Here is a 13922-nt window from a genome sequence, read left to right as displayed (position 1 = left end):
CCCCATCACTTTGGTTTTGATCGCGGCCCCTCGACAGTGAGGGGCCGCGCCAGCTTGCTTTTAGATTTCTGCAAAACGGCCGATGTCGAACGCAGCGACGTCGGGCAACACCACATCCGCCTCGGGCAGCGCGTCCGCGCGTCCGATTCCCACCGCCGCCATCCCCGCGGCATGAATGCTGGCGATGCCAGCCGCAGCGTCCTCCACGCCGAGGCATTCGCTCGGTATCACACCGAGAGCGCTTGCCGCAGCGATAAAAATTTCCGGATCGGGTTTCGAACGAGCGATCCGGTTGGCATCGACCACGTAGTCGAACAAGTCGGCGATGCCCAACCGCTCCAGCAGCAGCGGGGCGTTCTTGCTTGCCGAAGCCAGCGCCGTTTTCAGTCCGGCTTTCTTTACCGAGGCGATCGCTGCGCGCGCGCCAGGCAGCAGGTTTTCCGGTCCGAAATGTTGAACCTGCTCGCGATAGTAATCGTTCTTACGCGCGGCCAGTTCGAGCTTTTCATCGAGGCTGTACTGGCGCGTCGCGCGTTCCAGAACGATGTCGAGTGAGGCGAGCCGGTCGACGCCTTTCAAGCGTTCGCCTACGCTGTCGTCGAAGCCGATGCCGATCTCGTCGGCCAACTGCTTCCAGGCCGCGTGATGCACCACCGCCGTATCGGCGATCACCCCATCGAGATCGAAGATCACGGCTTTCAGCGGTCGTGGAAACGTATAGCTCGTCGCCGACGCGTCTGCGCAGGCAAGATGCAGCGGCCGTCCGGCGTTCAGCTGTTGCCGAACGCCGTTGTGCAGAAAAGTGAGGCTGTCACCATCGGTGAGCGAATAATGCACACCGTTGCGATCCACCTCGACGCGCAGGTGTGCATCGCGCCAGCGCAGGCCGAAGCGATAGCTGCTCCACGGCTGCGGCAGCTGCGGTGCGAGCGACGGCTCGCCGCCGCGTACCCGAAATCCGCCGAAGCCCCAGACCAGCGCCAGCCAGCTGCCGGCCATCGCGGCCATATGGATGCCATGCGCGGCGTTGCCGTGCAGATCGTCGAGGTCGACGCGCAAGGTATCGAGAAAATACTGGTAGGCCTTCTCGCCGAGGCCCACCTCGGTCGCCATCACCGCGAAGGTGGAGGCCGACAGTGTCGAGTCGTGTACGGTGACGCCTTCGTAGTAGTCGAAGTTGCGCCGCTTGGCCGCGGTGTCGATGCCGTCGCCGGCCAGCATCAGCGCCAGCACGGTGTCGGCCTGCTTGCATACCTGGTGGCGGTAGATGCTCATCGGGTGCAGGCGCAGCAGCAGCGGCTGATCGCTCGGCGCATCGGCAATCGCCGTAGGTAGACGCGGCTTGTCGAGAAAGCCGTCGTCCTGTGGAAAGATGTTCAGTCGGGCATCCACCGGCAGATACATCGCGTCGGCAGCGCGCTGCCACAGCGCGGCCTCATCGCTGGTCAGCTCGATGCGGCCGGCCAGCGCGGCGTACTCGGTCGGATGCGATGCCGCCAGCTGCGCCGCGACGGCTGCCGCATCGCGCAGGTGCCGCTGCGCCATGCGGTTGGTGTAGTAGTTGTTGTCGACCAGGGCGGAATACTCGTCCGGGCCGGTGACCTCATGGATGCAGAACGCGCCATCGTGACGCGCGTTGAAATGGCCGATGTCGAGCCAGATGCGCGCGGTTTCGAACAGCATCTCCGCACCCTGCGTGAGCAGAAACGCCTCGTCGCCGCTGGCGTCCAGGTAGAGCCGAATCGCCCAAGCGATGTCGGCATTGATGTGGTACTGCGCCGAACCGCCGGGGAAGTACGATGAACATTCGTCGCCGCTGATGGTGCGCCAGGCGTAGAGCGCGCCGCGCGGATGATCCAGTTCGCGCGCATGCAGACGGGCGCGGTCGAGCGTTTCGTAGCGGTAAGTCAGCAGGCTGCGCGCCAGGCGCGGCGCGGTGGATACCAGTGCGGGCAGCATGAAGGCTTCGGCGTCCCAGAAATAGTGGCCCTCATAGCCTTCGCCTGTGAGGCCCTTGGCTGCCGTGCTGCTGTGGCCGTCGCGCCCGCTGGACTGATACAGGTGGAACAGATTGAAGCGCAGCGCCTGTTCGATCTCGGCATCGCTGACGGCCAGATCGGCGTCGCGCCAGAACTGTTCCAGCGTGCGGGTCTGCCGGGCCAGCAGCGCAACGTAGCCCTGCGCCACGCTGGTCGACAGCGTACGCTCGACTTCACCGGTTAGATCGGTGTTCGGCTTGTCATCGTCCGGCAGCGACCAGGCATAGGCGACGTATTTTTCCAGCGTCACGCTCTGGCCCGGCAGCAGCATGCCGGTGAACGTCTGCGACACGCCGTCGGCAGCCGAGGAAGCGTGCTGAAAGCGCAGGCCGTCGTCGGTCAGTCGATGCTGTTGTCCGCAGGCCAGGCGGATGCGGCTGTTCGCCGTCTGCTGGCGAACCCAGCTGTGCGTATCGCCGGCCTGCGCGTCGATCGTCTGCAGGCCGCCGTGCAGCTGCGCGCCGATGCGCGGGTCGTCGCCCTGTCGGGCGGCGCCGTGTGCGGTGTTTATGGTCGACTCCAGGCTGATCGGCCCGGTGTAGTCGACCGACCTCACCTGGTAGCGCATGGCCAACAGGCCGGGCTCGTCCAGTGCCACGATGCGCTGGGCGGTGATTTCCAGCGTCGCGCCGGTGGGCGAACGCCAGCTCAGTTCGCGCCGGTAGCAGCCGCTGCGCAGATCGAGCGCGCGCTCGAAGCCCAGCCACTCGCCCTCGCCGAGCCGCACGGGCGCATTGCCCAGCTGCAGGCGAATGCCGGTGGCGTCGGCAACGGGCACGCGCGTATCGGTGGTGCGGGCATAGCCGGTAAAGCGCTCGTGATAGTCGATCGGCGAACGCTCCCACACGGCGGCCAGAAAGCTGCCCTGGCTCGCGCTCGGATACTCCTCGATTCCGCCGCGCACGCCGAGCGCGCCGTTGGCCAATGCGAACAGGCTTTCCTCCTGCGCAAAGTCCGCAGGGTTTGTGCCACGGCGCACGAGCTGCCACGGATCGACGGAAGATCCGTTGAAATCGGCCAGTTCGGATGGTTTCCCCTGTGTTGCTACTTGCATGTAGACAAGCTCGTGCTGACTTTCGATGGAGGCGCAACTTATGGCGAAGACGCAGGGCTTTTCGCCGAATGGCGGCGAGCTTGCCAGCAAATGATATCGTTATCAAGATATCGTTATCATTTGCTCAGGCGTTGCGGCACATGGGCTGGCGGCCGGAGGAATAGATGCCGTGACAGGCAAGGGCTGAGCGCAGGTACCTGCTGTGGCCGCCTGTGATGGACGAATGCGTCGCAAGTAGCCAAACTGCAAGGCATTGTTGCGTCGCGCCATCGGATGGGCGAATGGCGCAGGCAAACCAGCAGTTGAGAAAACGGGCGACGATACGACGATGCCGAGCACAGGTCAGGGGGCGGAAACTTGAGTCGCACGGGCAAGAAGCAGCCGGACCCGCTGGGTTCGATGAGCCTGACCATGGCCGATCTGGCGCAGCTGGCCGGCGTGTCGAAGATCACGGTATCGCGCGCACTCAGCGACAGCCCGCTGGTCACCCTGAAAACCCGCGAGCGGATTCAGGCGCTGGCGCGCGAGCACGGCTACAAGCTCAACGTCAGCGCACGCAATCTGCGCTTGCGCCGCAGTCATACGGTAGCGGTGATCGTGGAAATGAAGCCGTCGATCGATCGCACGATGTTCGACCCGTATCCGCTGGTGCTGCTCGGCGGCATCTCGCAGGAGCTCACGGCGGCCGGATACAGTGTGCTGCTGACCACGCGCCAGGGCGCTTCGGCGGCGGCGGTGCAGGCCGCCGACGGGCTGATTCTGCTGGGCCAGGGTGTGCACCAGGATGCGGTACGCCGCTTCGACAAGCTCGGCCTGCCGATGGTGGTGTGGGGCTCGCGCGGCAAGGGCGATACGCAGATCGTGGTCGGCGGCGACAACCGGCTGGGCGGGGCCATCGTGGCCGATCATTTTGTGGCGATGGGGCGGCGGCATCCGGTATTTATCGGCAACCCCAGCCATCCGGAAATCTTTGAGCGCTTGAACGGGTTCGTCGATGCGTTGGCCTTGCACGGCATCAAGCCGTTGCTGATGCGCCGCGACGAGTTCACCCCCGACTCGGGCATGGACGCCGTGCATTCGCTCCATGCGCGCGGCGTGACCTTCGACGCGATTTTTGCCTGTAGCGATCTGCTGGCGATGGGCGCGATCCGCGCGACCATGGAGTTGGGTCATTCGGTGCCTGGCGATGTCTCGGTCGTCGGCTATGACGACATGCCGGTGGGTGCGAGCTTCATGCCGCCGCTCAGCTCGGTGCGGCAGGACTGGCAGGAAGGCGGCACACTGTTGGCGCGCAAGGTGCTGGCCCTGATCAACGGCCACTCGACCAGCTCGGAAACCCTGCCGGTCACCTTGATCGTGCGTTCGACCTAGCGCAATCTGCGCCGCACGTGCCGCGCGCGGCTTGAATCACTTCGAGCCGGTTGCCGGCGTCAGAATCAGTCGGAAGCAGCTGCCGCCGCCGGCGACGCGCACGTATTCCAGTGCGGCCTGGTTCGCCTCGCTCATCTGCCGAGCGAGGTAGAGGCCCAGGCCGGTACCGTATTCGTTGGTGGTGTAGAACGGTTCGAAGATCTGCGCCGCGACCTTGGGCACGATGCCCGGGCCGCGATCGATCACTTCCAGAATCGGCACGCCATGCTCGCCCGCGCGCGCCACCACCATCACCCGCGCCGGTTCGCCCGGCAAGCGGCCGTAGCGCAGCGCGTTCTGTACCAGATTCCACACTACCTGCTGCAGCTGCTGCGGGTCGGCCACCGCCGTCACCGGCGCGCCGGTGGTGGCGACCACGCGCAGCGAGTCGGCGCCGAGGTCATTGCCTTCGCTGTATTCGGCCACGAAATGCTGCGCCCAGTTGCCCAGATCCAGCGTCTCCGGTCGGGAGCGCTCGCGGCGTGACAGCTGCAGGATGTTTTCGATGATTTCGTTGAGCCGTATACAGTGGTTGTTGATGATCTCGACCATGCGCTGGTCGGTCTGATCCATGCTCTTGGACTCGGCCAGCAGCTGTGCCGAGTAGCGGATCGCCGCCAGCGGATTGCGGATCTCGTGTGCGATCGAGGCGGACAGTCGGCCCAGCGAGGTCAGCGTGAGCTCTTCGGCGCGGCGCGACAGCAGCGAGGTGTCGTCGAGAAAAATCAGCACGTGCGAATCGTCGTTCGGCGCCAGGCGGCTGAAGCGCGGCACCACTTCGGGCACGCCGTCGGCCAGTTGCGTCGCGGTTTCGTCGAGCTTGCCCGAGGTCATCCAGTGATACAGGCGCCGCGACAGCTCGGGCGCCAGCTGGCCCAGGTCGCGCTGATCGGCGCCGGGGTTGCCCAGCAGCATCCAGGCCGATTCGTTGATTTGATGAATGCGATTGGCGTCGTCGACCAGCAGCACGCCGGTCTTCATGCGTCGGATGATCAGCTCGTTGACCTGGGCCATGTTGGCCAGGTCGGTGCTGCGCTGCTCCGCCAGCGCCTCGGTCGCGCGCAGCTGGCGCCCCAGCACGTGGCACAGGGTGGTGGCGGCGAAATAGGCCAGGCAAAACAATGCCGATTCGAGCAGGTCCCGATCGCCGGGTCCGCCATGGCTGGCCTGCAGAAAGGTGTGGCCGAGAATGCCCACGGTGGCCAGCGCCGCGAAGAAGCTGGATAGCCGCAGTGGCAGAATCAGTGCGCCGGCGCACAAGTTGACCGCCAGCATCATCGAGATGCCGATGCGCGTGTCGTCCATCGCCGAAATGGCCAGCACTGCCGCAGCGATGTCGACCACCAGCGCGGCAGACACGGCCAGCGTCACAGAGCCCATGCTGCGGCGGTTGAGCGCCAGCGACAGCAGCGCGAACAGCAGATAGAGCGTGACCACGTAACCGGCAAAATGGAGACTGCCGAGCTGAAACCAGCCCAGCCCCAAGGGCGTAAAGGCCAGGCCGACGTAGACCAGCGCCTGGATCACACGGAACACGTTGAGAAACGTGAGCTCGTGGCGGATCGTTTGGTTGCCGGCGTAGCTGGTCGTCACGGATGGAGCGCTGGACACGTGCGGGCATGCTCTGCGGTGGTTTGCGTGAGTATAGAGGCGAGATCGAGGCCGCGCGCGCCGCCTTGGCAGTGGCGGGCAGGCGCATCAAAACGCCATGCGTGACGGCCGGAACGCGCCGGCTCTTTCCATTGCCGCCGGCTTCCGCGAAAATAGGCGGCCGAATAGCGCGGTTTCCCCCCGCTGACGAGTCTGCAGCCCGCATCTCGCCAGCGCGATGCTCCGCCATCCGACCCTCCCGACCCACGCGTGGTTTTGCGTGCGGCCTTTATGTTTCTCCGTTCGCTCGAGGTATCGAATGAATTTCCACGAGTACCAAGCCAAAGAGTTGTTCGCGCAGTACGGCATCGCCGTGCCGCCGGGCAAGGTTGCCAATTCCCCCGACGCCGCTGTCGACGCCGCCAAGCATCTTGGTGGTTCGCAGTGGATGGTCAAGGCGCAGATCCACGCAGGCGGCCGCGGCAAGGCCGGCGGCGTCAAGTTCTGCAAGAGCTTCGACGACGTCCGCGCTGCAGCCAAAGGCATGCTCGGCACCCGCATGGAAACCTACCAGTCGGCCGGCCGTGCGCTGCCGGTGAACCTGGTGCTGGTGACCGATGCGACCAATATCGCCAAGGAACTGTATCTGTCGATCCTGGTCGACCGCGACAGCAAGTCGGTGTCCTTCATCGCCTCCAAGCACGGCGGCGTGGACATCGAGCAGGTGGCCAAGGAAACGCCGGAAGACATCCATACCATCGTCATCGACTTCGTCGAAGGCCTGCAGCCGTATCAGTGCCGTCAGCTCGGTTTTGCGATGGACCTCAACGGCAAGCAGGTCAATCAGCTGACCAAGATCATGCTGGGCCTGTACAAGCTGTTCAACGAAAAGGATCTGGCCCTGGTCGAGCTGAACCCGCTCGCCGTGCTCGAAGACGGCACGCTGGCCGCGCTCGACGGCAAGGTCGACTCGGACGACAACGCGGAATTCCGTCATCCGGATCTGGGCGCCATGCGCGACCTGACCCAGGAAGACGCGGCCGAAGCGGCCGCGGTGCAGAACAACCTCAACTACGTGACGATGGACGGCAGCATCGGCTGCATGGTCAACGGCGCGGGTCTGGCCATGGCCACGATGGACGTGATCAAGCTGGCGGGCGGCGAGCCGGCCAACTTCCTGGACGTCGGCGGCGGCGCGACCAAGGAGCGCGTGACCGAGGCGTTCAAGCTGATTCTGTCGTCGGATAAGGTCAGGGCCATCCTGGTCAACATCTTCGGCGGCATCGTGCGCTGCGACCTGATTGCCGAAGGCATCATTGCCGCCGTGAAGGAAGTGGGCCTGAAGATCCCCGTCATCGTTCGCCTGCAGGGCACGAATGTCGAGAAGGGCCGCGAACTGCTGGCCAACTCCGGACTGGCGATCACGCCGGCCGACGATCTCAACGACGCGGCGCAAAAGGCCGTGGCTGCGGCCAAGGCTTAAGGGAGACATGCAAGCATGAGCGTTCTCGTCAACAAAAACACCAAGGTCATCGTGCAGGGCTTCACCGGCCAGCAGGGCACCTTCCACGCCGAGCAGGCGATCGATTACGGCACCAAGGTCGTCGGTGGCGTGACCCCGGGCAAGGGCGGTTCCGAGCACATCGGTCTGCCGGTCTTCAACTCGGTCGATGAAGCCGTGCTGGAAACCGGTGCCGACGCGTCGGTGATCTTCGTGCCGCCACCGTTCGCGGCCGACTCGATCCTCGAAGCGATCGATGCCGGCATCAAGGTGATCGTGGCGATCACCGAAGGCATTCCCGTGCTGGACATGCTGCGCGTGAAGAACGTGCTGGCGCAGCATCCGGAAATCGTGCTGATCGGGCCGAACTGCCCCGGCATCATCACCCCGGGCGAATGCAAGATCGGCATCATGCCAGGTCATATCCACAAGCCGGGCAAGGTCGGGATCGTGTCGCGCTCCGGCACGCTGACCTATGAGGCCGTGTTCCAGACCACCAATGAAGGCCTGGGCCAGTCCACCTGCATCGGCATCGGCGGCGATCCGATCAACGGCCTGAACTTCATCGACTGCCTGAAGCTGTTTCAGGACGATCCGCAGACCGAGGGCATCATCATGGTCGGCGAGATCGGCGGTTCGGCCGAGGAAGACGCCGCCGAGTTCATCGGCGAGTACGTCACCAAGCCGGTGGTGTCGTTTATCGCCGGCGCCTCGGCGCCGGCCGGCAAGCGCATGGGCCACGCCGGCGCGATCATCTCCGGCGGCAAGGGCACGGCCGCGGCGAAGTTCGCCGCGCTCGAAAAGGCCGGCGTCACCACGGTGAAGTCGCCTGCCGATCTGGGCAAGACGCTCGCCAAGCTGATGTCCAAGTAAGTCGACACTTAAGCCAAGTCGCCGCCGTTTGGTGACACGAAAGGCCGCGGTCATGCCGCGGCCTTTTTTTTATGGGTGCCGGGCATGGCTATACCGATGGCTTTAGCGTCGGTGCCTTGTGCCGTCGGAAATCTGCAGGTCTTGGGCCGCTGCGCGCAGCAGCGCACCGGTCAGTTGCGTCAGGGCCGGCGAGCGGATCGTCCAGTGCTGCCAGTACATCGGTACGTCCAGCCAGCGCTCGGGCGCCAGCGTTTGCACGGCGCCGCTGACTAGCGGCCCGGCGAGCATGGCTGCGGGCGCCATCGCCCAGCCGAGTCCTAGCGCGGTCGCTTCAATGAACGCGGTCGATGACGGTATGTAGTGAATGGGCGGCGCCAGCTTGGCGCGCGTGACAGCGCGCATGAATCGCGTCTGCAGGGCGTCCCTGCGGTTGAAGATCAATACGGGTGCCTGGCCCAGCGCCGCGGCATTGAGACCGTCGCTGAAATACTTTTCGACGAAGGCCGGCGAGGCGATCGGCAGATAACGCATCACGCCGAGCTTTTTCACCGCGCAGCCCTGCACCGGCTTGGCATCGGCCGTGATCGCACCCAGCACCGAGCCGTCGCGCAATAAATCGGCCGAGTGGTCCTGATCTTCCGTTCGGATGTCGAACAGCATGCCGTGCCGCGCGTGCAGCTCCGCCAGCGCCGGCAGCAGCCAGCTGGCCAGCGAGTCGGCATTCGCGGCAATCGCCATGGTCGAGGCTGCCCGGTTTGCCGGATCGGTCGCGGCAAACTCGCCCAGCGTTTCGGCTTCCATCAATTGCATCTGCTGCACGCTGCGCAACAGGCGTTGTCCGGCTGGGGTGGCTCGGCATGGCAGGCGGCGCAGGATAAGCACCTGGCCCAGCCGATCCTCCAGCGCCTTGATCCGCTGCGAGATGGCGGAGGGCGTCAGCGACAGTCGTCGGGCGGCGGCATCGAAGCTGCCTTCGGCAAGCACGGCGGCGAAGGCGGTGAGCTGGGGATTCAACAGGGTCATCAAGGATGCCTTCGGCGTGCGCCGATGCGCTGTCATTAGCTTAAGTAAATCTAATGTAGCTGAAAAATATTTAGCTTTACTGATGCTTTGCACTGCCCCAGATTGCGGTTTACCTGAAGGAAGTCACCATGTCATCCACGGCTTATCTGGCTGGTCTCGGGACCGGCGCCAGCCTGATCATTGCGATCGGTGCGCAAAATGCCTTCGTGCTACGGCAGGGGCTGCAGCGGCAGCATGTCGGTCTGGTGGTGGCGATCTGCACGCTCTCGGATATGTCGCTGATCCTGCTAGGCGTCGCTGGCATGGGCTTGGTGGTGCAGCAACATGCGGGCCTGCTGCAATGGCTGCGTTATATCGGCGCTATCTTTCTGTTCGGCTACGGCTTGCTTGCCGCGTGGCGTGCCTGTCGTGGCACATCCGGACTGCAGCCTGCAGGCAGCGATATCGATGGCACCCGCTGGCGCGTAGTTGCGGCCAGCCTGGGCTTCACCCTGCTCAATCCGCACGTCTATTTGGATACCGTGGTGTTGCTGGGATCGGTGTCCACGCATTACGTGGGTGCGGCGCGCTGGTGGTTTGCCGCTGGTGCCGCGACGGCAAGCGTGGCTTGGTTCATCAGCTTGGGATTTGGTGCGCGATTCCTGTTGCCTTGGTTTCGCAGCGCACTGGCCTGGCGACTGCTGGATGCCTTCGTCGCCGTACTGATGCTGCTGCTGGCGGCCGTGCTGCTCGGTCTTTTCGGCTAAGCGGCGCCGCCGTGGCGGTGCGGCGCTCGGTTATCATGCGCTTCTGCATTCGACGTCGGATCTTTTGGGCATGACCACCTTACGCTTCGCGCTGGCGCAATTCGATTTTTCGGTCGGTGCCGTGGGCGCCAATGCGAAGCGCATGCGCGGCCTCATCGATGAAGCGCAGGCGCAGGGTGCGGCGCTGATCGCGTTTCCCGAGCTGTCGCTGAGCGGTTATCCGCCGGAGGATCTGCTGTTGCGGCCGAGCTTTCTCGCCGCCTGCGAGAGCGAATTGCAGGCTTTGGCTGCAGCGACGTCGAGCACGGCGGTGATCGTCGGTCATCCGCACAGCGAGGGCGAGGTATTCAACGCGGCCAGCCTGCTGCGCGAAGGCGCCATCGAAGTCACTGCGCACAAGCAGGCGCTGCCGAACTACGGCGTGTTCGACGACAAGCGTTATTTTCGCCCCGGCCATGAAAGCGTGGTGGTCACTATCGACGGCGTGCGCGTGGGGCTGCTGATCTGCGAAGACGTCTGGATGCCTGAACCGGCAGCCAAGGCCGCGGCTGCCGGCGCAGAGCTGATCGTCGTGATCAACGCCTCGCCCTGGGACGATGCCAAGCAGTCGACCCGCGAAGCCGTGCTGACGGCGCGGGCGCTGGAAACCGGCTGCGCGATTGCCTACGTCAACGTGATCGGCGGTCAGGACGAGGTGGTCTACGACGGCGCTTCGCTGCTGGTGAACGGCGACGGTCGCATCGCGGGCCGCGCACCGGCGTTCGCCGAAGCGCTGCTGTGGGCGCAGTTCGATTCGAAGACGCGCACCCTGGTGGCCGAAGACTGGCCGCAAGCCACCGATACCTCGCACGAGGCGATTCTCTATGCGGCACTGGTGCGCGGCATTCGCGACTACATCGACAAGAACGGGTTCGGCGGCGTGCTGCTGGGCCTGTCCGGCGGCATCGATTCGGCACTGACGCTGGCGCTGGCGGTCGATGCGCTGGGCGCCGATCGCGTCACCGCCGTGATGATGCCGATGCGCTACACCTCGCAGCTGTCGCTGGACGGCGCGCGCGCACAGGCGCAGCTGCTCGGTGTCGACTATCACGTGATCTCGATCGAGCCGACCTATGCGTCGTTTATCGATGCGCTGACGCCGGCGTTTGCCGGCAAACCGGCGGATACGACCGAGGAAAACCTGCAGTCGCGCACCCGTGGCGTGATGCTGATGGCGCTGTCCAACAAGCACGGACGGCTGCTGCTGGCGACCGGCAACAAAAGCGAGATGGCAGTCGGCTATGCCACGCTGTACGGCGATATGTGCGGTGCCTATGCGCCGCTCAAAGACGTCTACAAGACCGAGGTCTACAAGCTGTCGCGCTGGCGCAACACTCGGCCCGACGGCGCGGAGTTCATCCCGATGGCGGTGATCGAACGGCCGCCTTCGGCCGAACTGCGCGAGGATCAGACCGATCAGGATTCGCTGCCGCCCTACGACGAGCTCGATGCGATCCTCGAACGCTTTATCGAAGACGAGCAGTCGCAGGCGGAAATCGTCGCAGCCGGGTTCGATGCCGAGACGGTGCGCCGAGTCGCGCGGCTGGTGCTGGCCAACGAGTTCAAGCGGCGCCAGTCGGCACCGGGGCCGCGCGTGACCCGGCGCGCCTTCGGTCGCGAGCGGCGTTATCCGATCACCTCCGGCTGGCGCTGAAGGTACATCTGGTACTAAGGACATGAAAAAGCCGGCGATCGCTCGCCGGCTTTTTCATGTCGGACAAATGGCTGACTCAATAATGGCCGGAGAACGGCACCATCTTGCGCAACGTCGACGGCGCGTGCGGCCACTTGGGATCTTTCAGATAGGGATGATTCGGGTAGTTCAAAGCGAGCACCTGACGGGTCTGGTCGGCCAGCTCCTTGTGATCGAGCGCCAGGTAACTGCGGGTGAGGATGGCCAGCGCGTCGCCGGTCTGCGGCGCCTGCTGGTAATGTTCGATGACATACTGCGAGCGGTCGGCTGCAGCGATGTAGGCTTTGTTGCGCAGATAGAACTCGGCCACATCGATCTCGAACTCGGCCAGGCTGTTGCGCAGATAGATCATGCGCTGGCGCGCGTCCGCGGCATAAGCGCTGTCGGGATAGCGACGGGTCAGCTCGGAAAAGTCGTCGAACGACTGCAGGTTGTAACCCTGGTCGCGACGTGCCTGACCGTTTTCGCGGTAAACATAGCGTTCGATGACGCCGCTGGTGCGATCGAAATTGATCAGGCCGCGTAGGTAATAGGCATAATCGATGTGATTATTGGCCGGGTAGGTCTTGATGAAGCGGTTGATCGTCGAGTACGCGTCTTCCATCTGGTTGTTCTTGTACTGCGCGTAGGCCAGGTCGATCTGGGCCTGCTCGTTGTACGGGCCGGACGGGAAACGGGCGATCAGGCGCTGGTAGGCCTTGACCGCAGCCGCGTAGTCGGAGTTTTCCAGCGAATCGTGCGCGGTGTTGTAGAGCGCATCCACCGGCAGGGTATCGAGCGTGTCGCGCTTATGATGGAACAATGAGCACGCGCTCATCGACACCGCAAACGCGAGCACGACCAGCACCTTGAAAACACGCAATTGGGTCATCGGCAGTTTCATTACACGCATGGGAAAAGAATTCAGATGTTTGATCGAAGAGGCATGATAGCCGAAACCGGCCACAGCCCGTGGGGACGGCCATGACCACCATACGGCACGAGGCGGACGTCCCCCTGACCGCCGCGGGACGCAGATTCGACCAGGCATTGGCCGAGATGTTCCCCGACTACTCGCGTTCGCGGCTCAGCGGCTGGATCAAGTCCGGCGCGGTGACCCTGGACGGCGCCCAGGCGCCGCCGCGCCAGCTGCTGCGCGGCGGCGAGCAGGTGCGGCTGCAGGTGGAGCTGGCGGCCGAGGTCACCAGCGAGCCGGAGGCGATCGCGTTGGAGATCGTGCATGAGGACGAGCACCTGCTGGTGCTGAACAAACCGGCCGGGCTGGTGGTACATCCTGGCGCCGGCAACCCCGCCGGTACCCTGCTGAATGCGCTGCTGCATCACGACCCCAAGCTGGCCGAGCTGCCGCGCGGCGGCATCGTGCATCGGCTGGACAAGGACACCTCCGGCCTGATGGTGGTGGCGAAAACCCTGCCGACCTGCACCGCCCTAGTCGATTTGCTGTCCCGGCATGAGGTGGAGCGCCAGTACGAAGCGGTAGTGCTGGGCACGATGGTCTCCGGCGGCACCGTCGACGCACCGATCGGTCGGCACATGGGCGACCGCCTGCGCCAGTCCGTGCGCGACGAGGAGGACGGCAAGCACGCGGTCACGCATTACCGCCTGCGCGAGCGCTTCCGCGCCCACAGCCTGCTGCAGTGCCAGCTGGAAACCGGCCGTACGCATCAGATCCGTGTACACATGGCGCATATCAACCACCCGCTGCTGGGCGATCCGCTCTACGGCGGTGGCCTGAAGCTGCCCAAGGGCGCCTCGCCCGAGCTGATCGCCGTATTGCGCGGTTTTCGCCGGCAGGCGCTGCACGCCGAGCGGCTATCGTTCGTGCATCCGGTAACAGAAGAAACGCTCTCGTTCAGCGCAGAGCGCCCCGCCGACCAGCTGACGCTGATCGAGGCACTGCGGGCCGATCTGGCCGCGCACGGTGCCGACGATTATTGAGCACTATGGCCGAACA

At 64.6% G+C, this 13922-nt stretch carries 10 protein-coding genes; 6 read left to right on the top strand and 4 right to left on the bottom strand.

Going from position 1 to position 13922, the window contains the following annotated elements:
* Window positions 1-60 precede the first annotated feature (60 nt).
* Entirely contained in the window at window positions 61-3093 is a 3033-nt protein-coding gene (gene pgmB, locus HDE78_RS06640) for a beta-phosphoglucomutase (protein ID WP_179477748.1), read from the bottom strand.
* A 411-nt stretch (window positions 3094-3504) separates the two neighbouring features.
* Between pgmB and HDE78_RS06635 the strand changes: the two genes are divergently transcribed.
* Window positions 3505-4464 carry a LacI family DNA-binding transcriptional regulator gene (locus HDE78_RS06635; protein ID WP_179477916.1) on the top strand — a complete coding sequence of 320 codons (960 nt, stop codon included), beginning with the start codon at window positions 3505-3507 and terminating at the stop codon, window positions 4462-4464.
* 36 nt (window positions 4465-4500) lie between these two features.
* Here the strand turns inward: HDE78_RS06635 and HDE78_RS06630 are convergent, their stop codons facing one another.
* Window positions 4501-6096: a HAMP domain-containing sensor histidine kinase gene (locus tag HDE78_RS06630; RefSeq protein ID WP_345776037.1), complete on the bottom strand. Its 1596-nt coding sequence runs from the start codon at window positions 6094-6096 to the stop codon at window positions 4501-4503.
* Between the two features lie 235 nt (window positions 6097-6331).
* Here HDE78_RS06630 and sucC point away from each other — a divergent pair, with 235 nt between their 5' ends.
* Window positions 6332-7576, top strand: coding sequence for an ADP-forming succinate--CoA ligase subunit beta (sucC, locus tag HDE78_RS06625; protein WP_255457677.1), 1245 nt, complete (start codon window positions 6332-6334; stop codon window positions 7574-7576).
* A gap of 15 nt (window positions 7577-7591) precedes the next feature.
* A complete protein-coding gene (gene sucD, locus HDE78_RS06620; RefSeq protein ID WP_179477745.1) occupies window positions 7592-8467 on the top strand; it encodes a succinate--CoA ligase subunit alpha in 876 nt (291 codons plus the stop codon).
* Between the two features lie 102 nt (window positions 8468-8569).
* On the opposite strand, the gene HDE78_RS06615 is transcribed toward sucD, so the two are convergent.
* Window positions 8570-9490, bottom strand: a complete 921-nt coding sequence (locus HDE78_RS06615; protein WP_179477744.1) for a LysR family transcriptional regulator ArgP — start codon at window positions 9488-9490, stop codon at window positions 8570-8572.
* Window positions 9491-9618: 128 nt separating this feature from the next.
* Here HDE78_RS06615 and HDE78_RS06610 point away from each other — a divergent pair, with 128 nt between their 5' ends.
* Both HDE78_RS06610 and HDE78_RS06605 read left to right on the top strand, forming a co-directional pair.
* Window positions 9619-10236, top strand: coding sequence for a LysE/ArgO family amino acid transporter (locus HDE78_RS06610; RefSeq protein ID WP_179477743.1), 618 nt, complete (start codon window positions 9619-9621; stop codon window positions 10234-10236).
* 70 nt (window positions 10237-10306) lie between these two features.
* Window positions 10307-11929: an NAD+ synthase gene (locus HDE78_RS06605; RefSeq protein WP_179477742.1), complete on the top strand. Its 1623-nt coding sequence runs from the start codon at window positions 10307-10309 to the stop codon at window positions 11927-11929.
* Between the two features lie 76 nt (window positions 11930-12005).
* Here HDE78_RS06605 and HDE78_RS06600 read toward each other — a convergent pair whose 3' ends face one another.
* A complete protein-coding gene (locus tag HDE78_RS06600) occupies window positions 12006-12839 on the bottom strand; it encodes an outer membrane protein assembly factor BamD (RefSeq protein WP_255457676.1) in 834 nt (277 codons plus the stop codon).
* Window positions 12840-12931: 92 nt separating this feature from the next.
* Here HDE78_RS06600 and rluD point away from each other — a divergent pair, with 92 nt between their 5' ends.
* The gene (gene rluD, locus HDE78_RS06595; protein ID WP_179477740.1) at window positions 12932-13906 is read left to right on the top strand and encodes a 23S rRNA pseudouridine(1911/1915/1917) synthase RluD; all 975 of its coding nucleotides are present in this window, start codon (window positions 12932-12934) and stop codon (window positions 13904-13906) included.
* Window positions 13907-13922 lie beyond the last annotated feature (16 nt).

Source organism: Rhodanobacter sp. K2T2 (genome assembly GCF_013408815.1).
Classification (GTDB): Bacteria; Pseudomonadota; Gammaproteobacteria; order Xanthomonadales; family Rhodanobacteraceae; genus Rhodanobacter.
This window is presented reverse-complemented; position numbering and strand designations above follow the sequence as displayed.

What these genes read in the sequence shown, in the direction of transcription:
- HDE78_RS06600 (WP_255457676.1), bottom strand. Translation starts at nt 12,839, where the DNA reads ATGACCCAATTGCGTGTTTTCAAGGTGCTGGTCGTGCTCGCGTTTGCG.
- pgmB (WP_179477748.1), bottom strand. Translation starts at nt 3,093, where the DNA reads ATGCAAGTAGCAACACAGGGGAAACCATCCGAACTGGCCGATTTCAAC.
- HDE78_RS06610 (WP_179477743.1), top strand. Translation starts at nt 9,619, where the DNA reads ATGTCATCCACGGCTTATCTGGCTGGTCTCGGGACCGGCGCCAGCCTG.
- HDE78_RS06615 (WP_179477744.1), bottom strand. Translation starts at nt 9,490, where the DNA reads ATGACCCTGTTGAATCCCCAGCTCACCGCCTTCGCCGCCGTGCTTGCC.
- sucC (WP_255457677.1), top strand. Translation starts at nt 6,332, where the DNA reads ATGCTCCGCCATCCGACCCTCCCGACCCACGCGTGGTTTTGCGTGCGG.
- HDE78_RS06605 (WP_179477742.1), top strand. Translation starts at nt 10,307, where the DNA reads ATGACCACCTTACGCTTCGCGCTGGCGCAATTCGATTTTTCGGTCGGT.
- sucD (WP_179477745.1), top strand. Translation starts at nt 7,592, where the DNA reads ATGAGCGTTCTCGTCAACAAAAACACCAAGGTCATCGTGCAGGGCTTC.
- rluD (WP_179477740.1), top strand. Translation starts at nt 12,932, where the DNA reads ATGACCACCATACGGCACGAGGCGGACGTCCCCCTGACCGCCGCGGGA.
- HDE78_RS06635 (WP_179477916.1), top strand. Translation starts at nt 3,505, where the DNA reads ATGGCCGATCTGGCGCAGCTGGCCGGCGTGTCGAAGATCACGGTATCG.